The 25,920-nt window shown below is 58.9% G+C and carries 21 protein-coding genes; 11 read left to right on the top strand and 10 right to left on the bottom strand.

What is annotated here, in order from left to right; translation table 11 throughout:
- Nucleotides 1–46: 46 nt before the first annotated feature.
- On the bottom strand, nt 47–1,537 hold the full coding sequence (locus EC836_RS22150; protein WP_158612809.1) for a UbiD family decarboxylase: 1,491 nt from the start codon (nt 1,535–1,537) through the stop codon (nt 47–49).
- A gap of 458 nt (nt 1,538–1,995) precedes the next feature.
- Here EC836_RS22150 and EC836_RS22145 point away from each other — a divergent pair, with 458 nt between their 5' ends.
- The 4 genes from EC836_RS22145 to EC836_RS22130 are packed head-to-tail and all read left to right on the top strand — an operon-like array spanning nt 1,996 to nt 4,568.
- Nucleotides 1,996–2,700, top strand: a complete 705-nt coding sequence (locus EC836_RS22145; RefSeq protein WP_123337172.1) for an SDR family oxidoreductase — start codon at nt 1,996–1,998, stop codon at nt 2,698–2,700.
- A gap of 13 nt (nt 2,701–2,713) precedes the next feature.
- Complete coding sequence (locus EC836_RS22140; protein ID WP_123337170.1) at nt 2,714–3,388, top strand: energy-coupling factor ABC transporter ATP-binding protein; 675 nt, start codon at nt 2,714–2,716, stop codon at nt 3,386–3,388.
- The gene (locus EC836_RS22135) at nt 3,385–4,029 is read left to right on the top strand and encodes an energy-coupling factor transporter transmembrane protein EcfT (protein WP_123337168.1); all 645 of its coding nucleotides are present in this window, start codon (nt 3,385–3,387) and stop codon (nt 4,027–4,029) included. Before EC836_RS22140 ends, EC836_RS22135 begins: the two co-directional genes overlap by 4 nt.
- Nucleotides 4,029–4,568 (top strand): biotin transporter BioY, encoded by a 540-nt coding sequence (locus EC836_RS22130; protein ID WP_123337166.1) that lies wholly within the window; start codon nt 4,029–4,031, stop codon nt 4,566–4,568. Before EC836_RS22135 ends, EC836_RS22130 begins: the two co-directional genes overlap by 1 nt.
- Before the next feature lie 1,059 nt (nt 4,569–5,627).
- On the opposite strand, the gene EC836_RS22125 is transcribed toward EC836_RS22130, so the two are convergent.
- On the bottom strand, nt 5,628–6,614 hold the full coding sequence (locus tag EC836_RS22125; RefSeq protein ID WP_123337164.1) for a zinc-dependent alcohol dehydrogenase family protein: 987 nt from the start codon (nt 6,612–6,614) through the stop codon (nt 5,628–5,630).
- A 46-nt stretch (nt 6,615–6,660) separates the two neighbouring features.
- On the opposite strand from EC836_RS22125, the gene EC836_RS22120 reads away from it, so the two are divergent.
- Genes EC836_RS22120 through EC836_RS22110 form a run of 3 tightly spaced genes read left to right on the top strand, consistent with a single transcriptional unit; the run spans nt 6,661 to nt 9,777 of the window.
- Nucleotides 6,661–7,095, top strand: coding sequence for a thioesterase family protein (locus EC836_RS22120; RefSeq protein ID WP_123337339.1), 435 nt, complete (start codon nt 6,661–6,663; stop codon nt 7,093–7,095).
- Nucleotides 7,095–8,612: a class I adenylate-forming enzyme family protein gene (locus EC836_RS22115; RefSeq protein ID WP_123337162.1), complete on the top strand. Its 1,518-nt coding sequence runs from the start codon at nt 7,095–7,097 to the stop codon at nt 8,610–8,612. Before EC836_RS22120 ends, EC836_RS22115 begins: the two co-directional genes overlap by 1 nt.
- On the top strand, nt 8,569–9,777 hold the full coding sequence (locus tag EC836_RS22110) for a thiolase family protein (protein ID WP_123337160.1): 1,209 nt from the start codon (nt 8,569–8,571) through the stop codon (nt 9,775–9,777). The genes EC836_RS22115 and EC836_RS22110 overlap by 44 nt, the downstream gene beginning before the upstream one ends.
- A 69-nt stretch (nt 9,778–9,846) precedes the next feature.
- Here EC836_RS22110 and EC836_RS22105 read toward each other — a convergent pair whose 3' ends face one another.
- On the bottom strand, nt 9,847–10,698 hold the full coding sequence (locus tag EC836_RS22105) for an enoyl-CoA hydratase-related protein (protein ID WP_123337337.1): 852 nt from the start codon (nt 10,696–10,698) through the stop codon (nt 9,847–9,849).
- A 5-nt stretch (nt 10,699–10,703) separates the two neighbouring features.
- Nucleotides 10,704–11,645 carry a LysR family transcriptional regulator gene (locus EC836_RS22100; RefSeq protein ID WP_123337158.1) on the bottom strand — a complete coding sequence of 314 codons (942 nt, stop codon included), beginning with the start codon at nt 11,643–11,645 and terminating at the stop codon, nt 10,704–10,706.
- 101 nt (nt 11,646–11,746) lie between these two features.
- On the opposite strand from EC836_RS22100, the gene EC836_RS22095 reads away from it, so the two are divergent.
- On the top strand, nt 11,747–12,745 hold the full coding sequence (locus EC836_RS22095; RefSeq protein ID WP_123337157.1) for an aldo/keto reductase: 999 nt from the start codon (nt 11,747–11,749) through the stop codon (nt 12,743–12,745).
- 39 nt (nt 12,746–12,784) lie between these two features.
- Here EC836_RS22095 and EC836_RS22090 read toward each other — a convergent pair whose 3' ends face one another.
- Genes EC836_RS22090 through EC836_RS22080 form a run of 3 tightly spaced genes read right to left on the bottom strand, consistent with a single transcriptional unit; the run spans nt 12,785 to nt 17,160 of the window.
- A complete protein-coding gene (locus EC836_RS22090) occupies nt 12,785–14,167 on the bottom strand; it encodes an aspartate aminotransferase family protein (RefSeq protein WP_123337155.1) in 1,383 nt (460 codons plus the stop codon).
- A gap of 50 nt (nt 14,168–14,217) precedes the next feature.
- Nucleotides 14,218–15,636, bottom strand: a complete 1,419-nt coding sequence (locus EC836_RS22085; RefSeq protein ID WP_123337153.1) for an APC family permease — start codon at nt 15,634–15,636, stop codon at nt 14,218–14,220.
- A gap of 30 nt (nt 15,637–15,666) precedes the next feature.
- Nucleotides 15,667–17,160, bottom strand: a complete 1,494-nt coding sequence (locus tag EC836_RS22080) for an aldehyde dehydrogenase (RefSeq protein WP_123337151.1) — start codon at nt 17,158–17,160, stop codon at nt 15,667–15,669.
- Nucleotides 17,161–18,427: 1,267 nt separating this feature from the next.
- Here EC836_RS22080 and acnB point away from each other — a divergent pair.
- The gene (acnB, locus tag EC836_RS22075) at nt 18,428–21,025 is read left to right on the top strand and encodes a bifunctional aconitate hydratase 2/2-methylisocitrate dehydratase (RefSeq protein WP_123337149.1); all 2,598 of its coding nucleotides are present in this window, start codon (nt 18,428–18,430) and stop codon (nt 21,023–21,025) included.
- A gap of 240 nt (nt 21,026–21,265) precedes the next feature.
- Here the strand turns inward: acnB and EC836_RS22070 are convergent, their stop codons facing one another.
- Nucleotides 21,266–22,189: a LysR family transcriptional regulator gene (locus EC836_RS22070; protein WP_123337147.1), complete on the bottom strand. Its 924-nt coding sequence runs from the start codon at nt 22,187–22,189 to the stop codon at nt 21,266–21,268.
- A 66-nt stretch (nt 22,190–22,255) separates the two neighbouring features.
- Between EC836_RS22070 and EC836_RS22065 the strand changes: the two genes are divergently transcribed.
- Together EC836_RS22065 and yacL are read left to right on the top strand one after the other, a co-directional pair.
- On the top strand, nt 22,256–22,873 hold the full coding sequence (locus tag EC836_RS22065; RefSeq protein WP_123337145.1) for a LysE family translocator: 618 nt from the start codon (nt 22,256–22,258) through the stop codon (nt 22,871–22,873).
- A 162-nt stretch (nt 22,874–23,035) separates the two neighbouring features.
- The gene (yacL, locus tag EC836_RS22060; RefSeq protein ID WP_105595406.1) at nt 23,036–23,401 is read left to right on the top strand and encodes a protein YacL; all 366 of its coding nucleotides are present in this window, start codon (nt 23,036–23,038) and stop codon (nt 23,399–23,401) included.
- 73 nt (nt 23,402–23,474) lie between these two features.
- Here the strand turns inward: yacL and EC836_RS22055 are convergent, their stop codons facing one another.
- The gene (locus EC836_RS22055) at nt 23,475–24,524 is read right to left on the bottom strand and encodes a cyclase family protein (protein ID WP_123337143.1); all 1,050 of its coding nucleotides are present in this window, start codon (nt 24,522–24,524) and stop codon (nt 23,475–23,477) included.
- Between the two features lie 12 nt (nt 24,525–24,536).
- A complete protein-coding gene (locus EC836_RS22050; protein WP_123337141.1) occupies nt 24,537–25,847 on the bottom strand; it encodes an MFS transporter in 1,311 nt (436 codons plus the stop codon).
- Nucleotides 25,848–25,920 lie beyond the last annotated feature (73 nt).

Here is a 25,920-nt window from a genome sequence, read left to right as displayed (position 1 = left end):
CTTTTTAAGGGCCGTTTTTTTTGCGTTAACTATCAGGTAAAAGCCATTACGCTTTTCTGCCCGATGTCTGGCTGCTGAATGCCGCGATCACTTTTTCCTTCAGGGCCTGTGGATACAGGGTATTAAAACCGCACGGCAGGACCGGATCTTTCGCGCTGTTCGGATTGGCTCCCAGCAGGCCGACGTGGATTGCCAGCCGCGCCTTGTGGATTTTGCGCTCTGCAGGGGTGAATACCGGTGGCATATCGGTGATGTAGCGTGGTTTGGTGATGCGGGTGCCGGTTTCAGGATGCACACGCGAACTCCAGGCCCACAGCACGTCGCCGGGATGAGTCGGATCGATATCCGTATCAATGACCAGCGCATGGGCGATGACGTAGCTCATCGGCGAGCTAAGGATCGCGGCTTCCAGCGCGTCAATGAACTCATGAACGTTTTTGTACTGCTGCTGCCATTCCGGTTTGACCCTGACCACCAGCAGATGCAGTGCGGTTTCGGGTGCCATCCACGCATCCAGAACCGGCATGCCGGCCTCTTTTAGCGCCAGAGTAAACGTGCTGGAACCGCCAATACCGATAATGGCGTGGTCGTCATCCAGCGGTTTACCCGCCGGAATAGTGCCGATAACGGGCTTATCAACGTGCGCAATGGTCAGCACCTCACCGACCAGCTCATTGCATTTATCGGCGAGCAGATAGCCGTGATATTCACCGAATGGCCCCTCCTCATGCAGCGTATCGATGGACATTTCTCCTTCAATCACCATCTCGCAGCTGGCGGGAACCTCCAGTTTTCCCCCCGGACTGGTAGCAACCTCAATCCCTTCACCAAACCAGCCGCCAAGCACATCGGCTTCATCCACTTCCGCCGGAACGCGAATACCGGAGATGGCGGTCACCGCCGGTTCAGGAGCCAGTGCAATTGCGAAAGGCATTTTCTTATTCAGCTTTTTCCATTCTTCATGAATCATCGCAAAGTGCTGATGCTGACGGGTCCACACGGTAAGATGGTTCTTATCCACACGCATGACGCGGCAAATATGCCAGTTGGTCCAGCGATTATCGGGTGTTTTTACGACCATGGTCCCGATGGTATTAAGATAATCGCCGCCATCACCCTGATGTAAATACGGGCAGGGAATATTGAATAGATCAACCTTGTCCCCTTCAATCACATTTTTCATAAAACCGGGGGAATTAATCTTAACCGGTTTAACACGTTTTTCATGTGAAAATCCGCCCAGTTCTTTAATCATTTCCAGCGGATGGATAAAGGGATCGAAACCTAACGCGGTGGCCATTCGGGAATAGGGGTGAGTAAAGAAGGAACTGCAGGCTAAAACGCCGGTAGTCATTGAATAATCTGGATAACCTTTGATGTTGTCCATGACCGCCATCGGCAGGCGCTGCTCGATGACGTAACGGGAAATGGCACCAATTTCCAGATGAGGATCAACCTCTTGACTGTATTTTTGTAAGTCTCCCTGTTTGTTAAGAATATCCAGGTATTCTCGGAAACTTTTGATATGTCTTCTCAAAATAATGCTCCTTTTTAATACTGTGAAGAAATAAACAGACAACCGTCCGCCGGGTATGTCACGGCGAGGTGATTAACAGGATGGAGAAGGAATTCATTCAGATTAACGATTTAAAAAATACGCTTGCCAGCGTGAGGATCTTGTCATTCCGTGCCGGATTAATTATTTTCGTAATAAGAATGAATTATTCTGTGCAGTGTTTACACGGTGTCTTTTTATATCCGATTCATTGTTATTTAGTTTTTTTCAGAGTTACCAGGGTCATCATTAATGCCTACAATTCCCCTGCTATGATGTCTGGCCTGTCGGAGAGTGGAGCCGGAAGTCCCCGCACTTCTCAACCCGAACGGCTGGCGTAAAGCTGTTTTTTTGAGTCACCGTAAACCAAAATCGGTTTTTTATTTTGACGGGAAATAGCGTATCTTTGCTGCTGGTTTTTTTTGAACAACAGGTTAACCGTGTCGAATAACGTTGCCCTGATCACCGGTGCCAGCCGGGGGATCGGTCACCAGCTGGCCCGCCATTTTTACGCGCGTGGCTATCATCTGATTTTACTGGCCCGCGATGCACAAACCCTGAACCGCTTCGCCTCAACCCTTGATCCGGCGCGGGTGCAGGTGCTGGCGGTTGACGTCTGCGACCATGCCGCCGTCGCTGCGCAGGTACAGCAGGTGCTGCACACTCACGGGCAGTTAAATGTGCTGATTAATGCCGCCGGCATTTTCCGCGCTGGCTCCACGCAGACGTCGCTGGATGACTTCAGCGCGCTGCTGACCACCAACGTCACCGCCATTCATCATCTCTGCCAGCTGTGCACGCCGTGGCTGCAAAAGTCTGAGGATGCCCGCATCTTTAATCTGGCTTCGGTCAGCGGCGTACAGCCCTACGGCAGCGTGGCCAGCTACGCCGCCAGCAAACACGCGCTGGTCGGCTACAGCCGTTCCATTGCCCGTGAGCTGGGCGCTCTGGGGATTAAAGTCACCACGCTCTGCCCGGACGTGGTGGATACCGATATGGCCGTCGGCTCCGGGCTGTCCGCAGAAGAGATGCTTAGCACGGAAGATATCTGCCGCGCGGTGGATTTTGTGATGTCGCTGTCACCGGCCGCCGTCATTGAACAGTTGACGATTGGCCGCCAGCAGCGTCCGCGTAAACCATCCTGAGCGAGGCCGCCCAATGATTGAACTGAAAGGGGTCTCCCACGCGTACGGCGATCGCAAGGTGCTGAAGGATATCAATCTGCAGCTCACCGAGAAGCGTATCGGCATTGTTGGCAGCAACGGCTGCGGTAAAAGCACCTTCGTTCGCCTGCTGAACGGCTTGCTGTTGCCTGCCCAGGGCGATGTGCTGATCGATGGCCTGAATACCCGCCAGCAGGGTAAGGCGGTACGGCGCAAAGTCGGCTTTGTTTTCCAGAACCCGGACAACCAGATCGTGTTTCCTGTAGTGGAAGAGGATCTGGCCTTCGGTATGAAAAACCTCGGACTGGATAAAGCCACGATCCGTGAACGCACCGAGGCGGCGCTGGCCCGTTACGATATGCAGGATCTACGGCAGCATCCGGCGCATCTGCTCAGCGGTGGTCAGAAGCAGCTGCTGGCGATCTCCGGCGTGCTGGTGATGGAGCCGGAGTATATCGTTTTCGACGAGCCGACCACGCTGTTGGATCTGCGCAACAAGCGGCGTATTGCCGCCGCGATTGGCGAACTGGATCAAACGGCGATCGTCGTGTCGCACGATCTGGAGTTTTTGCAGGATTTTGACCGCGTGCTGGTGTTTGAGCGCGGGGAAGTTGCCGTCGATGATGTGCCCGCCGTGGCGCTGAAAGAATATGTCAGGATGATGTCATGACCCTGAGTGATTACGTACCGGGTAACTCGGTTATCCATCGCCTGCCGCCGGGAGTCAAAATCCTCTCTCTGGCGCTGGTCGGTACGCTGCTGTTTGTTTTTCCCCTGCTGGCGGCCGTGCTGTCCACGCTGGCGGTGGTTGCTGCGCTTTATCCCCTGTCCGGCATCGGACCGAAAATCATGCTGCTGCAGCTGAAACCGCTGCTGTGGGTGCTGGCGCTGTTGTTCGCCGTGCAGTGGTGGATGGTCGACTGGCTTTCCGGCCTGCTGGTCGTTGCACGTCTTTGCGCGCTGCTGCTGCTGGCGGCGCTGGTCACGCTGACGACGCGCACCACCGATATGATTGATGCGCTGGAAAGCGAGCTGTTCTGGCTGCGTTTTTTACGCATCAACCCGGCGAAGGTTAGCCTGGCGCTCTCGCTGGCTTTGCGTTTTATTCCGGTGCTGGCGGCCATCACCGCCGAGGTGCGTGAAGCGCAAAAGGCGCGCGGCCTCGATCGCAGTGTGATTGCCGTAGCGATCCCGGTTATTGTCCGTACCCTGAAAATGGCTGATGACATTGCAGCGGCGCTTGAGGCCCGCGCATACGATCCTCAGTTAAAACGTCCCCAAAGCGATGCTGAAAAGTCGAGAGGCTCTTAATGTCCACCCGAGATATTGTTTATATTGCGTTATTTGCAGCGATGACCGCGGCGCTGGGCCTGTTCCCGGCCTTCAGCCTGCCGGTAATTGGCGTGCCGATCACCGCGCAAACGCTGGGCTGTATGCTGGCGGGTGCGATTGCCGGCGCTAAGCGCGGCGCGCTGGCGATGGTGTTGTTCGATCTGCTTGTCGCTATCGGGCTGCCGCTGCTGGCCGGTGGCCGTGGTGGGCTGGGGGTATATATGGGGCCGGGCGGGGGTTTTATTCTTTCGTGGCCGCTGGCGGCCTTGCTGATTGGCTACCTGTATCAGCGCGGCCTGCGTTCGTTGACGTTGGTGAAAGAGCTGCTGATTATCGCGCTGGGTGGGATCGTGGTGATTTATGCCTGTGGTATCCCGTGGATTGCTGCCGTTGCGGGCATCACGCTTAAGCAGGCCGCGCTGGGTTCGCTGGGGTTTGTGCCAGGCGATATCGTGAAGGTTGTGCTGGCGGCGGTGATTGTGCGGGCGGTGCGGCGGGCGTATCCGACGCTGAGCTAGTGTTCGGCGCTGTGGAACGGGTGGTTGGGGTTCAGCCTCTGCTGCTGCTCCGGGCGGTCCTCGCGCCGCGTTGCGGTACCCGGTAACGCCAGAAGACGTCGCCGTGGAACAGGTGGTTGGGGTTCAGCCTCTGCTGCTGCTTCAGGGCGGTCCTCGCACCGCGTTGCGGTACCCTCGGTTACGCCATTGTGCCGAACGGATCGGCCAGGATTGAACGTCCTTGTTCAAGCCCGGCCTGACGCCAACATCCATGTTGCCGTCTCCTGGCGCAATGGCTCCACCTCAGCGCTGCGGATGCCCTTACGCAGCAGCAGAGGCTGCCCCATCACTTGATTCATCGCTTTTAGATTTTCAGTCAAGACGAATGTCAGATGTGCCAGGCGATATCGTGAAGGTTGTGCTGGCGGCGGTGATTGTGCGGGCGGTGCGGCGGGCGTATCCGACGCTGAGCTAGTGTTCGGCGCTGTGGAACGGGTGGCTTGGGTTCAGCCTCTGCTGCTGCTCCGGGCGGTCCTCGCGCCGCGTTGCGGTACCCTCGGTTACGCCATTGTGCCGAACGGATCGGCCAGGATTGAACGTCCCTGTTCAAGCCAGGCCTGACGCCAACATCCATGTTGTCGTCTCCTGGCGCAATGGCTCCACCTCAGCGCTGCGGATGCCCTTACGCAGCAGCAGAGGCTGCCCCTTCACTTGATTCATCGCTTTTAGATTTTCAGGCAATACTGAAATCAGAAAGCGGGCTGGTCGTGCCTTCGGTCGGGCAATCCACAGCGCTGAACGGAGAGAGGAAGCCAGGATTTGGCCGCATGGACGCGGCCGAAAAGCGTAGCCGCGCAGGACGCGCGTCTACGCTGGTCCGTCCGGCTGACGAGCGAAGTGAGGGGACCGCGTAGCGGCGCGAGGACCCGCCCAACCGAAGGCACGACCAGCCAGCACAACCCCCAGACTGCAAACAACTTAGCGTAAACGTCCGGCTGACGAGCGAAGCGGCGCGAGGACGCCCGACCGGGGGCACTGCCAGCCAGCGCCAGCACCTCGCCCTGCAGAATCTCAGCTCTCTCAAAGCTTCAGTAAAATCTTCCCCTTCAGCGCCCCAGACAGCACCGCTTCCACCGCCCGATGAATATCCGCCAGCGCGAACTCGGCCACCACCTCGGTCGCAATCACCCCGTCACGAATCAGCGCCATCACCTCATCAATCCGCCGCTGCACCAGCGCTTTCTCGTGGCCATGTACCCACAGCCGTAAATGGAAATTGGAAAAACGAATATCCGGCCGACTGCGCCAGAACGCCGGAGGAATCGGCCGACCGGACAGCAGGCCATAATGAATAAACTGGCCGCCCGGCATCAGCGCCTGTGCCAGCGACAGCGACTCCTCACCGCCGATGCAGTCCAGAATCGCCTCCACGCCGCCGCTGCGCTGAAGCGCCGCCAACTGCTGCGGGTAATCCGCGCTGCTGCTGTTCAACACCTTCTCAACGGGGTAGTCGTCAAACAACGCCAGATTCTCCGCCTTGCGCACGATGGCGATTGCCCTGATGCCCAGATGGCTGGCAATGCGGATCAGCATCTTGCCGATCGCCGAATTGGCCGCATTGATAATTACCCGCATCCCGGGCGTGAAGTGCAGTTCCTCGGTCAGCATCAGCAGGGCGGTCATCGGATTCACGTAGCTGGTCGCCGCTTCTTTATCGCTGACGAAATCGGGCAGGGTGAAACACCACTGCGCCTCGCTGTCCTTGAAGGTCTGCCAGGCTCCCATGCTGCCCACCGGTAGTACGCGCTGGCCACGTAACAGAGAGGGATCGTTGCTCTGATGAATATGCCCCATACCTTCGAAGCCCGGCACGAAAGGCAGGGTAATACGTGAACGGTAAGCACCGGAAATAGTAATAATATCAGAGGGATTGATCGTCGCCCACGCCATCTTAACTCGCACCTGACCGGCGGCTAATTCACTCTGCTCACCGGATTCCAGCCGCAGAATATCCCTGATATTACCGAACTCGCGGACCATCGCTCTGGTGAATAAACTCTCTTTCATGGTATATTTTCTTTAGTGGTTTCTGGTTTACAGGTTGATGATTTTTATGCAGCAGTATAATAGTGAAACATTTCGCGTATCAATGCGTGATATCGATCTGCATGGTCACGTCCATAATTCAGTTTACCTGGATTACTGTGAAGATGCCGTGGTTAATGCCTTTCGCCGTGCCGACATTTTAGCGTTATTTCGCCCTAAGACGGCCGGTGTGGTTTATCACGTTAAAAAATGCGAAGCCACCTTCCATTTTCCATTATCGGTCGACGATGTGGTGGAGCCGCAGGTATTCATTGAGAAGCTCGGCAACAGCAGCTTAATATTTTCTATTCATCTGAATTTACAGGGAAGGGATATTCTCGCCGCCGAAGGAAAATTAGTCTGGGTTTGCATCAATCCTGCTGAAAATAAGCCCTGTCCGATCCCTGAGGAAACCCGCAACGCGCTGACCCATCATTTTTCATGGATTGAGGCCGGAGTCTGATGCCGGTTCACGACAGAGTCCAGCAGCATGCTCGAAAGTATCCCCAGTCTGTCGCCATCAATATTGATGGCCAGACGCTGAGCTGGCAGCAGCTCTGGCGTCGCTCACAGGCGCTTTATCAGTATATTCTCACGCAGCCGACCGCCGGAAATCCCGTGGCGATAGCGACGGGTAATGCGATTGCGTTCCCGATAGCCTGGCTGGCGGCCACTGCACAGCCGTTCACCGCAGCGATAGTTGATCCACAGCTGCCCGCCGCACAGCTGCACGAAATGCTGAGCCGTATTAAGCCGGGTCTGCTGCTGCTAAACCAGCAGGATCGGGCGACGATCGCGCTGGCCGATGCGCTACAGATCCGCTGGCTGGCGGTGGATCGCTGGCTGGAAAACGATCCTGTCAATGCCGACGATCTGCCCGCATTCAGCCAGGGGATGCATGACGCCACGCCGTTTCTGATAAACTTCACTTCCGGCACCACCAGCCTGCCGAAGGCGTTTGTCCGCTCGCGCCGATCCTGGCGCAGCAGCTTTGAAAACGGTGAAGCGATCTTCCAGCTGACGGATGCGCCCTCAACGCTGTTTCCCGGCCCGCTGTCGAACGGCATTGGCCTTTACTGCCTGAATGAAACGCTGTATGCGGGAGGCTGTTTCTACAGCCTTGGGAAGTGGCAGCCCGACGGCGCACTGGCGCTGATCGCCAGGCAGCAGATCCAGCGGCTGGTGGTGGTGCCAACGATGATTGCCGGTTTTGCTCGCGTGGCTGATGGGCAGCTTTTTCCCGGCCTGCTTAACCTGCTCAGCGCCGGATCCAAACTGGAGCTGAACCACTATCGGCAGGCGCGGGCGCTGTTTCCTGAAGCGCAGATACAGGAATATTACGGCGCATCGGAGCTGGGATTCGTCGCGGTGTCCACGCTGAACGACGACAGCATCAGCGACTCCCTGGCGACCGTCGGGCAGGCTTTTCCGGGGACCACCATTGAAATCCTTGACGATGACGGTGCGCCGGTGGCGGTGAATCAGCCGGGCCGGATCTTTATTCGCAGCGAGCAGATCATCGAAGGTTATTTATGGGGCGATGACGGCAGTGCATTTAAAAAATATGCGTGGGGGGCCACGGTATCGGATATCGGCTATCTGGATGAACGGCAGAACCTTCATATTATTGGCCGCCGGGGAAATATGATCGTCAGCGGCGGGAATAACATTTATCTGTCAGAAATAGAAACGACGATCAAATCGATCCGGGGTGTAATAGAAGCGGTAGTCATCGCGATAGATGATAATTACCTCGGAAAAAAGATCGTCGCTATGATTGACGCGGAATTATCGCTGGCGGAAACCATTCCGCTAATCTGCCGCGAGCAGCTGGCGAAATATAAATTGCCGCGCCACTATTATCACATCAGCCGCTGGCCGTTAACGCCCGCTGGAAAAATTAAACGCGCCGAGCTGGAAATAAGGATCGCAAATCATGATTTCAGAACCGATCTCACTGAACTACCAGCCGGAAGATGACTGGCAGCCGATCGTGGTGGCGGCGGTCCGTACGCCGGTAGGCAAGGCATACGGTATGCTGGCGGAGCTGTCGATGGAGGCGCTGCTGGCTCCGCTGTTTGACCGGCTGCTGGCCGCGTTTCCAGCGGATTTTCGCGCTATCGATGAGGTGATTATCGGTAATGCGACCGGCGGCGGCGGCAATATTGCCCGGCTGGCGGCGCTCAGTGCCGGGCTGCCGCTGGCGGTTCCGGCGGTGACGGTCGATCGTCAGTGCGGTTCCGGGCTGGAGGCGACGATTAACGCCTGCCGCCTGATCCAGGCTCGCGCCGGAGAGTGCTATCTGGCCGGTGGCGTGGAGAGTGTCAGTAACGCACCGTGGCGGGTTGAGAAACCCGGCTCGCTCAAGCAGCTACCGCGTTTCTACGCCCGGGCACGCTTTTCCCCGGACGATATCGGCGACCCGGATATGGGCGAAGCGGCGGAAAACGTGGCCCGCCGCTGCGGCATCAGCCGTGAACGGCAGGATAGGTTTGCCCTGCGCAGCCACCAGCGCGCCGTCTCGGCACAGCAGCAGGGCGCATTTCGCGATGAGATCGTGCCGCTGAACGTGGCGGGGCAGGAGATAACGCAGGATGAATGCCCGCGCCCGACCACCTCGCTGGCACGGCTGACCGCGCTGCCGCCCGCCTTTGCCGCCGACGGCAGCGTGACGGCGGGCAATTGCTGCCCGCTTAACGACGGCGCGTCGCTGCTGCTGGTGATGAGCCGCCGTCTGGCGCGCGAGTGCGGCTTTGTGCGCGGGCTGCGCTTTGTTGATGCCTGTAGCGCCGGGGTCGATCCAAACTTTCTCGGGCTGGGGCCGGTTCCCGCCACGCAAAAGCTGCTGGCACGTCAGCCGCAGCTCAGCCTCGATCGGGTCGCCGCCATTGAATTTAACGAAGCCTTTGCCGCCCAGGTTCTGGGATCGCTGGATGCGCTGGGCATCGACGAACAGCGCGTTAACCGCCAGGGCGGAGCCATTGCGCTCGGCCATCCTTACGGCGCGTCCGGGGCGATGATGGTGACGCGGCTGTTCAGCCAGCTGGTACAGACGGCGGAGAGCGAAGACGGTTTTGGCCTGGCGATGCTGGGGATTGCGGGCGGCCTGGGGCTGAGCGCGCTGTTCCGCGCGCAGACGCTGTAGAGTGAGCTTTACTCTCGTCAGAAGGGTATTTCAAAACTACCGCAGTGCTTCGTGCAGAATTTCATGCTTTTATCTTCCTCGCCACTGCGGCGGGCGGCGTTCGCTGAAGGCACGCAGGCTTTCCTGATAATCTTCGCTCTGCTGAAGCTGGCGTAGCGCTTCTTCGGTGGAGGATAGCAGGGCTTCCTGCTGTGCATCCCCACCGGTGGCGGGCAGAGGATGTTTCAGCCGCGCTTCACCGTCGTCAGCAGCGGCATTCAGGTGCTGTTTCAGCAGCGCATTACAGGCCTGCACCGCCAGCGGGGCGCTGCGATTAATGCGTGCCGCCAGCACCAGCGCCGCATCTTTCAGGCCGTCAGGCGCGGCCAGCTGATTGAACAGTCCCAGCGCCAGCGCGCGCTTCGCATCGAAGGCTTCGCCGGTTAGTAGCAGTTCGCGGGCGATATTCACCGGCAGTCGGGCGGCAAGCTGGCTGATGGCCCCGCCAAGCGGCAGCAGGCCGTGCGTCACCTCGGGCAGGGCGATTTTCACCTGCTCGCTGGCAACGATAAAGTCGCAGTCCAGCGCCATTTCCAGCCCACCGCCCACCGCGTGGCCGTTCAGGGCGGCGATCCAGATTTTCCGCCGGGGCTGATGCTGTAGCGGATTGTAGCCGCCGCAGCGGTTACGCACCTTTTTACCCCCGTCGATAAACGCTTCCTGCAAATCCGCCCCGCTGCAAAACGCACCGCCGCCGCCGGTCAGGATCACCGTCCAGATCTCCGGGTTGTGCTCGCTGTAATCCAGCCACTGTTCCAGCTCGGCAATCATCATCGCGTTATAGGCATTGCGCTGCGAAGGGCGATGCAGCGTCAGGCACAGCACGTGGGGGGCCGGGCGGTCAGCCAGCACAAAGCGGGTGAGCGGTTCATCTGCGGTCATTGCGGTCATAGAGGGATCCCGGCATCGGAGGGTTCTGAGCAGTCTACCACGCCGCGGTTGACCTGCTGCACCCAGTCGATAAAGCAGCGCAGTGCGGCCGAGTGGTATTTGCGGCTGGGGTAGTAAAGCCAGAAGCCCTCCGGCCTGGCCGCATAATCGGCCAGGATTTCCACCAGCGAACCGTCGGTCAGCCAGGGCTGCGCCAGCTCGCGCATCACCAGCGCCGCGCCCGCATCGGCGCGCGCGGCCTGAATCATCAGCATATCGTTGTCCAGCGTCAGATCGCCGCTGACCGCCACGTCAAAGGGTTTACCTTCCGTGTGAAACTCCCATTTGTACAGCATGCCGCTGGGGAAACGCCGCTGAATGCACGGGTATCCCGCCAGCCCTTCGGGATGCGGCGGGGTGCCGTGGCGCGCAAGCAGCGCCGGGCTGGCGATGACCGCCCCGTTTATCGGCGGGCCAAAGGGGATCGCCACCATATCCTGCGGGATCGCTTCGCCGAAGCGTACGCCCGCGTCGAATCCCTCTTCAATGATATTGACCAGGCTGTCGCTGGTGGCGATCTCCAGCGCGATGTCCGGGTAGCGCTGGCGAAACGGCAGCAGGATCCGCTGCAGCCAGAGCGTTGCGGCGCTGCGCGGCATATTCAGTCGCACCGTCCCACGCGGGTCGGCCCGCCAGCTGTTCAGCTCATCGACCGCGCTGGAAAGATCCACCAGCGCGGGCTCAATCCGCGAGAGAAAAGCGCGCCCGGCCTCGGTCAGCGAGACGCTGCGGGTGGTGCGGTTCAGCAGCCTGATGCCAATGCGTTGCTCCAGATGATTCATGGTATGGCTGAGCGTGGACGGCGTGACGTTGCGCTCTTCCGCCGCCTTGCGGAAGTTAAGGTGGCGGGCAATAGCGGCAAAGATTTCCAGTTCCTGGAGCGTGGTGCGATTTTTCATATTGATGATTATTTTTCACTAAATCGGTTAAATGGCATCAATTGTTGATTTATTCCGGGGGAAGTATAACGGCTTCATCGTCAGTTAACCGGAGTATTACCATGAAAAAAAGAACGTTAGGCAGTGCAGGTTTGCAGGTTTCCGCCATTGGCCTGGGTTGCATGGGAATGAGTTTTGCCTACGGTGCCAGCGATGAGCGGCAGGCCATCAATACGCTGCATCGCGCCTTCGATCTTGGGGTGGATTTCCTCGATACGGCAGAGGTTTACGGCCCGTTTACCAATGAATCCCTGCTTGGCCGCGTGCTGAAAGGACATCAGGGTAAGGTCAAAGTCGCCACCAAATTTGGCTTCCATATCACCGATGAGGGTGAGGGCTGGGAGCGAATTAAAGGCGTGAACAGCCGTCCGGAAAACATCCGTGCGGTGGTGGAAGCTTCGCTGCAGCGGCTGGGCATTGAGGCGATTGACCTGCTGTATCAGCATCGCCCCGATCCGGCGGTGCCGGTGGAAGAGGTGGTCGGCACGATGGCCGATCTGGTGCGCGAAGGCAAAGTGCTGCATCTGGGCCTGTCGGAGATCTCCAGTGAGACGCTACAGCGTGCGCAGGCGGTGCACCCTATCGCGGCCGTGCAGAGTGAATACTCGCTGTGGAGCCGCGATCCCGAACAGGGGCTGCTGGAAACCTGCCGCCGTCTGGGCGTCGGTTTCGTTCCGTACAGCCCGCTGGGACGCGGCTTCCTGACTGGTAAAGTGGCGGCTGCCGGTACGCTGGCCGAGGATGATTTCCGCCGTTATCTGCCGCGTTTCCAGCAGCAGGCGTGGGAACATAATCAGCAGTTGGTCGTACAGCTGACGGAGATGGCGCAGGGCTATCGGGCGAGTCCGGCTCAGCTGGCGCTGGCCTGGGTGCTGGCACAGGGTGAGAACGTTGTGCCGATCCCGGGCGCGCGTCAGCAGGCCCATCTGGAGGATAACTGCGCTGCGGCCGATGTGGTCATTAACGACCGCGATCTTGCCACGCTGAATACGCTGTTTGCCCCGGCGAATATTGCCGGAGAGCGCTACAGCGAGCAGGAGTTTGCGCTGGTGGAGCGGTAAGGGAAGACGGCAGACTGCGTGCGGTCTGCCGTTAATGATTTAACGGATCTTGTATTCCTGTGCGGTACGTTCCACCGCACGGCGGGTTTTTTCCACCAGTTCATCCAGTTCGGCATGGCTGGCGACCAGCGCCGGGGCCATAATCATCCTGCCCTGCGTGGCGCGGATAATCACCCCTTCCCCGAAGCCGAAGCTGCGGCAGCGCCAGCTCATTTCATCCTCATTCGCAAAGCGCCTACGCGTGGCTTTATCGGCGGTAAACTGCAGCGCGGCCACTAAGCCAGTGCCCTGGATTTCACCGATCATCGGATGATCGCCAAATACCTCACGCAGTCGCCGTTGCAGGTAAGGACCGGTATCGTTTTTCACCCGCTCAACGATTTTCTCATCGCGAAGCGCATTGATATTGGCAATCGCCACTGCCGCCGCTACCGGGTGCCCGGCGTAGGTCAGGCCATGAGCAAACACCCCGCCGTGTTCGACCAGTGCTTCCGCCATGCGCCTTGAAAGGATCAGCCCGCCCATCGGAACGTAGCCCGAGGTCAGCCCCTTGGCGATGGTGATGGTGTCCGGCTCAAAGCCAAAATGCTGGTGGGCGAACCACTCTCCGGTGCGGCCAAATCCGCCGATCACCTCATCCGCGCACAGCAGCACATCGTACCGGCGGCAGATGCGCTGGATTTCCGGCCAGTAGCTCTCAGGTGGGAAGATCATCCCGCCCGCGCCCTGGAACGGCTCGGCGATAAACCCGGCGACGTTCTCGCTGCCCAGCTCAAGGATTTTCTCCTCCAGCTGGCGGGCGCACTTCAGGCCGAACTCTTCCGGCGTCAGATTTCCGCCGTGGGCGAACCAGTATGGCTCATCAATGTGGGCGATATCCGGCAGCATGCCGCCCATCTCGTGCATAAATTTCATACCGCCCATTGCGGTACTGGCCAGCGTGGAACCGTGATAGCCGTTCCAGCGGCCAATCATTACGCGTTTTTCCGGTTTGCCCACCACCTGCCAGTAGCGGCGCGCCGTGCGGATCAGCACCTCGTTGGATTCAGAACCGGAATTGGTATAAATCACATGGCTGTAGCGGTCGGGCAGCAGGCTGAACAGCAGCTCGGACAGCTCAATCACCGACGGGTGGGTGGTGTGGAAAAACATATTGTAATAGGACAGCTGCTCCATCTGGCGGGTGGCCGCGTCGATCAAATCCCGGCGGCCGTAGCCCAGCGCGGTACACCACAGCCCGGACATGCCGTCCAGATACTGGCGGTCATCATTGTCCCAGACGTACAGCCCTTTGGCGCGGTTCATCACCCGGGGACCCGACGCATTCAGTTTCTTCTGGTCGACGAAGGCGTGAATATTATGTTCCGCATCCCTGGTCTGCCAGTCGCGGGTACTGTGCTGATTTACATCATGATTTTTCATCGGTTGTTCTCCAGTCAGTGTAAGGTCCAGCAGGATTTTCCCTGCCTGATTCAGTTTTTATGCGGTGGATTTAGGGCTTTCTCGATGGGTTCCGGGGCAAACAGCGGCTTATTCATCACCCGCTTCACCCACAGCGCGCCAATAATCGCCACGACCGCCAGCACGCCACCGGCGACGGCGAAAACTTCATGCGCCATTTCCGGCGTGGGGGAGGCATTCCAGATGGCATACAGCATGCCGACGATCCCCAGGATCTGCGGCAGAGGATAGAAGGGCGTGCGGAACGGGCGCGACAGGTGGGGATAGCGGCGGCGTAAAACGATGACGTTGATATGGGTGATGATGTAGGCCAGCAGCCAGCAGATTGCGGCGGCCAGCAGCAGCAGGCTGATTGAGCTGGCATTCATCAGCAGCAGCGGCAGCCCGGTAATGGCGGCAACAAACAGCACCGCCAGCCACGGCACGCCGTTGCGGCTCTGGCGCTTAAAGCACGGGAAAGCCTGGCCGTTCTGCGACATGCCGCTGAGCATGCGCGGAATGGTGGCCAGCGACGAATTAAGCGTACTGCAGGTGGCGGTAATAGCGGCCGCGAGCAGCAGCAGCTTGCCGCTTTCACCGAACACTTTGGTGGCGAACAGGAAGTGCGGCAGATCGTCTCCGATCAGGGCGGATCGCGGCAGCACCAGCAGGGCACCGAGGCAGTAGAGGATGATGGTGAAAAAAATCAGCGTCAGGCCGATCATCATTGCGCGCGGGATATCGCGCTGGGGCCGTTTGGTTTCTTCAATCAGCGGGCAGACAAATTCCGCGCCGACGAAACCCCAGACTGTGGTGGCGACCAGGGCGACTGCGCCCCATCCCCAACCCTGCGGAGCCAGGCTCCCTTGTGCGATAGCATCCTGCACCGTTTCCGCCTGCGGACTGGTGAGGGCACAGATGCCCAGCACCAGCAGCACCACCATCATAATCACCGCCAGCGCCGTTTGCAGACGGGCGAAGATATCGATATTCATCAGGTTAAACAGGGTGAACAGCAGCAGCACTCCAGCGGCCACGGTCAGCGGCGGGAGTGAGCTGTGCGGGAAAACCTTGCCGACAATCAAATCCAGCAGCAGCAGTTCGGCGGAGAGCGCAAACATCGCCACCACGATATAGCCTGAAAAGGTGGCGATGATCGCCGGGAAGTGGCCGAGGGCCACCTCGGTATAGCTACACAGGCTGCCCGAGCGCGGGATCATCAACGACAGCTCGGAGAACGAGCAGGCATAGCTGAGGGCCAGCAGCCAGGCGAGCGTCAGCGGGAGGATCAGGCTGAGCCCGGCGATCCCCACCGCGTGCAGCATCATCACCATCACGCCCTGTGATACCACCAGGCCAACGGCAACGGAGATCAGCGAGAGAAACCCCAGCTTCGCCGTCGGCCTGGCGGAAGCGAGCTTATTAACGGATAGATCGGTATTTTGCGACATGTGTCTGTCCTTTTTGCAGGCGAACGAGGGTCACTGGCACAGCTGGATCCAAGTCGTTTTGAGCTGGGTAAACTTGTCGAAGGCGTGCAGGGAGAGGTCGCGGCCAAAGCCCGACTGCTTGCCGCCGCCGAAGGGGACGCTGACGTCGATAGCATCAATGGTGTTTACGGAGACCGTGCCGGCATTCAGCCGCTGGGCAACCCGGTGTGCGCGGCGCAAATCGTCGCTCCACAGTGACGCCGCCAGCCCGTAGATACTGTCGTTGGCAAGGGCGATGGCCTGCTCTTCGCTGTTGAAGGGCATGACAGCCAGTACCGGCCCGAACACCTCTTCCCTGACCAACTGCATATCGGACTGAACGCCGGTAAAAATCGTCGGCTGGATAAAGTTGCTTGATTTGTTGATCGTCAACCGCTTGCCGCCGTAGCGCAGTTCTGCCCCCTGTTCGCGGGCGACCTGGATGTAGCTCATCACCCGCTCGGTGTGACGGCTGCTGACCATGGCCCCGGCCCGGCTGGCGGGGTCGAGCGGATCGCCCGGCTGCCAGTTCTGAGTCTGCGCCAGCAGGCGTTCGACGAATTCGTGGTGAATGCTGTGCTCAACCAGCAGACGGGAATTGGCAGAACAGACTTCGCCCTGGTTGAAGAAGATGGCGCCCGCGGCTTTTTCTGCCGCCAGCTCAAGGTTATGGCAGTCGGCGAAGATCAGGTTTGGGCTTTTTCCGCCGCACTCCAGCCAGACCTGCTTGAGATTGGACTGCGCGGCATACTGCATAAAGTATTTTCCGACCTGGGTGGAGCCGGTAAACACCACGGCATCAATATCCTCATGCAGGCCGAGCGCTTTGCCGGTGATGTCGCCGTTGCCGGGAAGCACATTGAGCACGCCCGGCGGCAGGCCGGCTTCCAGCGCCAGTTCAGCCAGGCGCAGCGCGGAGAAGGGCGACTGTTCCGCCGGTTTGAGTATCACGCTATTGCCTGCCGCCAGCGCCGGAGCCAGTTTCCAGGCGGCCATATCGAGCGGGAAATTCCACGGCACCACGGCCGCGATAACGCCGAGCGGTGCGCGGGTAATCATGGCGACGGCGTCCTGCGCGGTGGGGGCTATCTGGCCGTAAAGTTTGTCCAGGCTTTCGGCATACCATCTGAATACGCCTGCCGCGCCGGGTACGTCCAGCTCTCTGGCATCGGTCACCGTTTTGCCCATGCTCAGCGAATCCAGCAGCGCCAGCTCATCGGCATGCTGCATGATCAGGTCCGCCAGGCGCAGCAGGACCTGTTTGCGGGAAGCGGGCGACTGCTGCGACCAGTCACCGCGTTCAAAGCAGCGGCGCGCCACGCTGACGGCCCGATTGACCGTGAACGGCTCGCTGATATCCACTTCGGCCAGCAGTCGGTTTGTTGCCGGGTTGATCACGGCAAAGGTTTTTTCACTGGCCGATGCCAGCGTCTGGCCATCGATCATTGCCCGTTGGATAAAGTGCTGCTGTTCCGCGAGTTGCTGCCACTTCTGTAGTGTCCACATCGGTTTACTCCCGCTGGTGCATGTTGAGATAACAGAATGTTTAAAAATTGTTAAATCCTGCGTCATCCTAACGCTGGGGGGAGTGGGCGAAAATTAGTAAAAATGTATAGCGTGAGCATGAAAATACGTGGCAAAGCCATTGGCTGAGTTGGGTATGGCTATGGGTATGGCGATCGGGGTTCAGCCTCTGCGGCGGCCGGGCGGTCCTCGCGCCGCTTCGCGGTTCCCTCGTTTTCGGCTGCGGGCCTTACGGATCGGCGCGGAGCGGGCGTCCTGCCCGCGCCACGCCTGAGCCCAGCATCCCTGCTGGTCTCTCCGGCCCCGCAGTCTGCACCTCGGCGCTGCGGATTGCCCGGCCGCCGCAGAGGCTGAACCCCTCAAGCAATGTGCTGGCTGCCTGAAACTGCATGGAAATCATAGTGTTTGGTGGGGCATACCTGAAACTGAAAGGGAATCATGGTGTTTTGTGGGGCATGCCTGAAACCGCATGGGAATCATGGTGTTTGGTGGGGCATGCCTGAAACTGCATGATAATCATCATGTTTAGCGAGTCATGTCTGAAGCGGTATGATAATTGTGACTATTAACAGCCTGTGCCTGAACGGTATTTTCGAACAGGCAACATCGTTATCGAAAGCGGGCTGGCTGTGGCCCCTGAAGGGCAATCCGCAGCGCTGAACGCAGCGAGGAAGCCAGGATTCGCCCACAGGGAAGTGGGCGAAAGACGCAGCCGCGCAGGACGCGCGTCTGTGGCGGTCCGGCGGGCTGACGAGCGAAGTGAGGGCACCGCAAAGCGGCGTGAGGACCGCCCGGCAGGGGCCACAGCCAGCCGGCGCGAGCACCAGACCGCCAGCCAACACCCGCCAAAGTCAGCACCAGATCGCCAGCCAACACCAGTCAACTTCATCCTCCAACCTGAATCTCAGGTTATCAACTCAAGCGAAAAGTTGACGGTTTTTAGCACAAAATTAAAAGAGATAAAGATTAATACCTGGATGAAATACCGCTATATCACCCAACGAACAGCATAAATACTAAACATTAACCATCTAACTAGTGTGGAATGCTGTAAAAAAGGAACTAACCGGAGTTGACGCGCCTCGCAAATAATGTTGCTTATTTGTAAACAGATTAACATGCGTACGAAATCCTGCTATGCTGCCCCACGCGGAACCGGGCGCCTTACCCTACACATGGATGGTTATCACTAATAGCGGTGACTTGGGTGACCCGGGATGCCATATACAATGAGAGCGAGGAGAACGTCGTGCTAGAAGAATACCGTAAGCACGTTGCCGAGCGTGCTGCCCAGGGGATCGTTCCTAAACCGTTAGATGCTTCCCAAATGGCCGCGCTGGTTGAACTGCTAAAAGCCCCTCCAGCGGGTGAAGAAGAATTCCTGTCAGACCTGTTGATCAATCGAGTCCCGCCGGGTGTAGATGAAGCGGCCTATGTTAAAGCCGGTTTCCTGGCCGCTGTCGCGAAAGGCGAAGCTACCTCCCCTCTGGTTACTCCTGAAAAAGCGATTGAACTGCTTGGCACCATGCAGGGCGGCTATAACATCCATGCGCTGATCGAAGCCCTGGATGAAGAAAAGCTGGCTCCGATTGCCGCAGAAGCGCTTTCCCACACGCTGCTGATGTTCGACAACTTCTATGATGTTGAAGAAAAAGCCAAAGCGGGCAACCCACACGCGAAAAAAATTATTCAGTCGTGGGCTGACGCCGAGTGGTTCCTGAAGCGCCCTAAACTGGCAGACAAAATCACCGTAACCGTGTTTAAAGTGACCGGCGAAACCAATACCGATGACCTCTCTCCGGCACCGGATGCATGGTCTCGCCCGGATATTCCACTGCACGCGCTGGCGATGTTGAAAATCGAACGTGATGGCATTGTACCCGACGATGCCGGCAACGTTGGACCGATCAAACAGATCGAAGAATTACAGAAAAAAGGCTTCCCGCTAACCTACGTCGGTGACGTGGTCGGTACCGGTTCATCACGTAAATCCGCCACCAACTCGGTGCTGTGGTTTATGGGTGACGACATTCCTTACGTGCCTAACAAGAAGGGCGGCGGCGTGTGCCTCGGCGGCAAAATCGCTCCGATCTTCTTTAACACGATGGAAGATGCCGGTGCGCTGCCGATCGAAGTGGATGTTGATAAGCTGAATATGGGCGACGTGATCGATATCTTCCCTTACAAAGGCGAAGTGCGTAATCACGAAACCGACGAGCTGCTGGCAAACTTCGAGCTGAAAACCGACGTGCTGCTGGATGAAGTGCGTGCCGGTGGTCGTATCCCGCTGATTATCGGCCGTGGCCTGACCTCGAAAGCCCGTGAATCTCTTAACCTGCCGCACAGCGATGTGTTTGTTCAGGCGAAAGATGTGGCTGCCAGCACCCGTGGATACTCACTGGCGCAGAAAATGGTTGGCCGCGCCTGTGGCGTGGACGGTATCCGTCCCGGCGCTTACTGCGAACCGAAAATGACTTCCGTGGGTTCTCAGGACACCACCGGCCCGATGACCCGCGACGAGCTGAAAGATCTGGCCTGTCTGGGCTTCTCAGCCGATCTGGTGATGCAGTCATTCTGTCATACCGCCGCGTATCCTAAGCCGGTTGACGTGACCACTCACCACACTCTGCCGGACTTCATCATGAACCGTGGCGGCGTGTCGCTGCGTCCGGGCGACGGCGTTATCCACAGCTGGCTGAACCGTATGCTGCTGCCGGATACTGTCGGTACCGGCGGTGACTCCCACACCCGTTTCCCAATCGGTATCTCCTTCCCGGCGGGTTCTGGCCTGGTGGCGTTTGCCGCGGCGACCGGCGTGATGCCGCTGGATATGCCTGAGTCGGTGCTGGTGCGCTTTAAAGGCGAGATGCAGCCGGGTATCACCCTGCGCGATCTGGTTCACGCCATTCCGCTGTACGCGATCAAAGCGGGCCTGCTGACCGTTGAGAAGAAAGGTAAGAAAAACATCTTCTCCGGCCGCGTGCTGGAAATCGAAGGCCTGCCGAAACTGAAAGTTGAGCAGGCATTCGAGCTGACCGATGCTTCCGCTGAGCGTTCTGCCGCCGGTTGTACCATCAAACTGGATAAAGAACCGATCATCGAGTATCTGCAGTCCAACATCGTGTTGCTGAAGTGGATGATCTCTGAAGGCTACGGCGATCGTCGTACGCTGGAGCGCCGCGTTGAGGGCATGCAAAAATGGCTGGACGATCCGCAGCTGCTCGAAGCCGATGCTGACGCGGAATACGCGGCGGTGATCGACATCGATCTGGCGGATATCAAAGAGCCAATCCTGTGTGCGCCAAACGATCCGGACGATGCCCGCCTGCTGTCTGACGTGCAGGGTGAGAAGATCGATGAGGTCTTCATCGGTTCGTGCATGACCAACATCGGTCACTTCCGTGCCGCCGGTAAACTGCTGGATGCCCATAAAGGGCAGCTGCCAACCCGTCTGTGGGTGGCTCCGCCAACCAAGATGGACGCCGCACAGCTGACTGAGGAAGGCTACTACAGCGTCTTCGGTAAGAGCGGTGCGCGCATCGAGATCCCGGGCTGTTCACTGTGCATGGGTAACCAGGCGCGCGTGAAAGATGGTGCAACGGTGGTTTCGACCTCAACGCGTAACTTCCCGAACCGCCTCGGTAACGGTGCTAACGTGTTCCTGGCCTCCGCCGAACTGGCTGCGGTTGCTTCTCTGCTGGGCAAACTGCCTACGCCGGAAGAGTATCTGAAGTTTATGGATCAGGTGGATAAAACCGCCGTGGATACCTATCGTTATCTGAACTTCGACCAGCTGAGCCAGTACACTGACAAAGCTGACGGCGTGATTTTCCAGACTGCGGTCTGATAACGCCGGGAAGGATGATTTTTCCGATGTCAGTCGGTAAAAATCACTCAGATTGGGCGATGTTCAGGCAGAGATGATTGAGCATTGCCCCGTTAAAAAGAGCCGCCGGTCGGCTCTTTTTTTATTGCGCGTTATTAACTTCCCCCTCTGAAAGCGTCTGCCATTCCCGTCAGGCTCATCTTTGCCCGAAGCTCCGGGTGTGGCGCCAGGCAGTCTGTTGTGCATTGATTACCTTCTTCATCATGCCTGCAACCTCAACCATGTCAGCAGTTCGGCCTGCGGGCTGCCGGGTACGAGGGGTATGGGTGACAGCAGGCAATAGTGGGAACCATCCTCGATAAACCCCGACGGCGCGCTCAATACGCCGCTCTCCACATCGTCTCGCACCAGGTGCCACGGGCCGATGGCCACCCCCAGACCCGCCACGGCGGCCTGCAGACTGAAATAGAAGTGATCGAACGTTTGCCCCGCGTTATCAACAGAGGGATGATCCGCAGCGGCCGCCCATTCCTGCCATGCGCCGGGCCGGGTACGCGTATGCAGACGCGGTGCATCCTTTCTGAGTGTGGCAGCGTGCTGCTCTTCGCTAAACCAACTAGCGGCCTTATCCCTACGGCAAACCGGGCCGACCTTTTCAGCAAACAGCGGTTCGGCGTGGTAGCTTCCCGGCAGCGGAAAATCGCTGCGGCGAATCGCCAGATCGATGCCGTTAGCAAAGGAGAACGGGCCACCGCCGGCAACGAGATGAAAGTCGATGTCCGGATGGCGAGCCTGAAAATCTGACCAGCGGGGGATCAGCCAGCGCATCAGCAGCGTTGGCTCGCAGGACAGCACCCACTGCCGCTGCTGGCTGGCGCGGGCACGCAACTCGCTGACCGCCTTGCGCATCAAATCCATTCCCTCACCGACGGCTCTGGCCAGCGTGCGGCCCGCATCGGTGAGGAATACGCGTCGGCTGCGGCGCTCGAACAGCGTCACGCCCAACTCGTCCTCCAGCAGGCGCACCGCACGGCTGACCGCACCGTGCGTCAGGTGCAGCTCAGCGGCGGCGCGGCTGAAGTTCTCCTGTCTGGCGGCGGCCTCGAAGCAGCGCAGCGCCAGCAGCGAAGGCAGCCGCTCATCGTTTAATGGTGAGCCAGGCTCACCGTTAGTGTCAGAAATCATCGTTATTCATCCTGATAGCCTGCCGCTATTATCGCGGCAATTAACTCGTTTCTGACAGGATAACCCATGACCGAACTGATAGCTGTAATCACCATTACCCTGCTGGCCGTCATCAGCCCCGGGCCGGATTTTGCCATGGTCACGCGCAACAGCCTGATGCTGTCGCGCCGGGCGGGCGTGCTGACCGCGCTGGGCATTGGCCTGGGCGTGCTGGTACACGTAACCTACACGCTGGTCGGCGTCGGGCTGCTTATCCAGCAGTCGCTGTGGCTGTTTAACACCATCAGGCTGGTGGGTGCCGTCTGGCTGGTGTATCTCGGTATTAAAATGCTGCGTTCCCGCGCGGGCGGCACGCCGGTTGACCGCAGGGTGATACCGCTGTCCGACGCGGCGGCGCTGCGCACCGGCTTTCTGACCAACGTCCTCAATCCGAAGACCACGATCTTTATCGTCAGCCTGTTTATGCAGGTGGTAGGCCCTGAAACGCCGCTGGCGGTGCAGATCGGCTATGGTGTGTTTATCTCGGTGGCGCATATGGCGTGGTTCAGCCTGGTGGCGCTGGGCTTCTCGGCGGGAACGGTTCGGGAGCGGTTGCTGGCCGTGCGCCACTGGATTGACCGCGTGTTTGGCGGCCTGCTGGTTGTTTTTGGCCTGCTGCTGGCAGTCACGGGAGGAAATCGTTAACTGTGGCAGTGCCTCCTGCGCCGCTGTGGGCGTCACCGTCGTCGATATTGCTGTTTTTCCCCCGCCGGGCTGCGATAATGCGCGCTGATGCTCAGTATTATCCAGGCAGAGGCGCAAAATAGCCGTGAGCATGCGCGGTCAGTCTGCCGGGAGGGGAACACGATGGAATATGAATTTTTACGCGATATCACCGGGGTGGTGAAGGTTCGCATGTCGATGGGCCACGAAGCCGTTGGCCACTGGTTCAACGATGAGGTGGATGAAAAAAATCTGGCGCTGCTGGATGAAGTGGAAGCTGCCGTTGCCAGCGTCAAGGGCAGCGAGCGCCAGTGGCAGCGCGTGGGCCGGGAATACACTCTGTGGCTGGATGAGGAAGAGGTGATCGTTCGTTCTAACCAGCTCGGCTTTGAAGGCGATGAAATGGAAGAGGGAATGAACTACTACGACGAAGAGAGCCTGTCGTTTTGCGGCGTAGAGGATTTTCTGGCGGTGATTGCCGCCTACCGCGCGTTTCTTCAGGGGCGCTGATCTGCGCTAACAGAAAAAAAGCAGGCCCGTATCCCGGGCCTGCTGTCGTTCTAAAACACTGACGTATTTTCCACTACACGGTGGCGATCGGCGTTGCCGGTGAACCTACCGCACCTGGCAGCCGCAGCGGCGGTGCGGTCAGCAGGAAGGCGTGGCGCTGATGGGCGGCCAGCCAGTCGGCCAGCTCGCTCAGGTGCCACAGCTCACCCAGATACACGCCCAGCCGGAACAGGCAGAGATCGTGCAGCGGATGCGAAGGGTAGAAATCCTCATTCAGCGGCCGCGCGGGCAGGATCTCCACCGCCGGGTTATCGGCAATCAGCGCCACCACGCCGCTGTCAATCACCCACTGCCGCAGTTCGGCGTCGCTGCCGTCCAGCCCGGCAAAGTGGCTGCTGAGGTACTCCGCATCGGGGTTGCCCGCCATCTCGAAAATCGCCTCGTCCATGCCGGTACGGAAGCAGACCATATCACCGGGGCGGATAACGATCTTGTCCTCGGCAATAATCTGCTGCAGGTGTCGGTAGCCAAAGGCAAAGCGCTCAATACCAAAATGCTTTTTGATATCAATCATCACCGCGCGGCCCTGAATACCGTGGTGGGCCATATTTTCAATGCCCAGCGCGCGGGCGCCCAGGTGGCTGCCCTGGCCGCAACCGCAGCCGCCGCGAAAATCCGTTTCGCCAATGATATCGACCCCGGCACGATAGCCGTTGTAAAACACCATCTCCGGCCTGCCGTTACCCTGCACATCAAACCACTGCCCCATATGGGCCAGGCTGTCCCACTGGGTGGAATACTGCAGCGCCAGCGTCACGCTGTCATCGCAGATTACATCGCTCAGGCGGGCATCATCCCTCGACAGCGGATAGGTCATGTTCGGATGCTCGCCACGGCGGGTGGCGTTCAGCTGTGGCGGTGGGCGTCGCGGGTTCATCGCGGTGCCGCCCGGCAGATCCAGCGGCAGGCTCAGGCAGAAGGTCTCGCCGCTCTGCACCTCGGCAACGCCTTCACGCACCTTAGCAGCGGTGAGAAGATTCAGGCGGCCAAGCTGGTCATCAGGGCCGAAGTCACCCCAGGTTGAGCTTTCCGGGCGCTGCTGCCAGCGCGTCTGGTGAGTCATTTTTTATCTCCTTCAGGCGGCTTTATGCTGCATCGGTTGTACCGCAGGCAGCCAGAAGCCGTAAATCAACGCGCCGATCAGGCCAACAATACCGGCCAGAACCAGCGGGATGGTAAATGAATGGGTAAACTGCATCAGCACGCCAATCAGGATTGGCGAAATGATCCCGGCGAGGTTTGCGGCCATGTTCTGGATGCCGCCGATAGTGGCGACGTTGGCCCGGTTAGCGGCAACGTCCGACGGCAGCGCCCACAGTGCGGCGGAGGCAAATGTCGCGGCGAAGTTCGCGAAGCACAGCGCGGCCAGCGCCAGCGTTACGGTCGGCGAAAACGCGGCCAGGCCGATCACCGCGCTGCCCAGCATGCCGCCCACCAGCGGAATTTTACGTGCAACAGTCAGCGACACGCCGCGACGTACCAGGCTGTCGGAGAGCAGGCCGCCGCACCAGCCGCCGATAATTGCCGCGATCCCCGGCAGCATACCCAGCAGGCCGAACTTCATCAGCGACAGGTGGAAGGTTTCCACCAGATAGGTCGGGAACCAGGTAAAGAAGAAGTACGAAACGAAGTTAATGCAGAAGAACCCGGCCATCATCGCCTGTACCGTGCGCTGCTTCAGCAGCTCGCGCACGCTCATCGGCGCACCGGTGTCCGGGTCCTGGTTGGCTTCAATAAATGCCACTTCTTCCGCCGACACGCCTTTATGCTCGCGCGGATCGCGATACCACAGATACCAGCCCACCGCCCAGGCCATCGCCACCAGCCCGGAGATCACAAAAGTCCAGCGCCAGCCGACCAGCGCGATCAGGAAGGCGATAATCGGGATCGCCAGCGTGCCGCCGATTTTGCTGCCGTTGTTAAAGGTGGCGGCGGCAAAACTGCGCTCCTGGCGCGGGAACCAGCGGGTGACGGTTGACGAACTGGCCGGGTAGCAGGGGGCTTCAACCGCGCCGAGGGCGAAGCGGAAGCCGACCAGCGCACCCACGCTGTTAGCCAGGCCGCAGGCGGCGGTTGCCAGTCCCCAGCCGAGGCTGCTGAAGGCGAAGGTAATACGCGGGCCGAATTTATCTACCAGCCAGCCGCCGGGCAGCTGGAATAAGACGTAGCTCCAGAAGAAAGCGGAAAGTAATAACCCGCTATCCGTGCTGGATAAATTCAGATCGTGTGACATAAATGGAATAGCAACGCTCATCGCCGCACGATCGATATAGTTAATCGCGATACCAACGGAGAGTATGGTTAATATCACGAACCGGGTTTTACCCACGGATTTTTTCCCGCCTGTATTAATGACTACGGTGCTATCTTGAGAATTGATCGACATCATCTCCTCCGGAGCAGGTTATTATTATTTTCTTAGGGTCAGAAAGGGAATCACACCCTGCAGCCAGGGTGTG

It is taken from the genome of Erwinia sp. JUb26, assembly GCF_003751505.1.
Taxonomy (GTDB): domain Bacteria; phylum Pseudomonadota; class Gammaproteobacteria; order Enterobacterales; family Enterobacteriaceae; genus Erwinia.
This window is presented reverse-complemented; position numbering and strand designations above follow the sequence as displayed.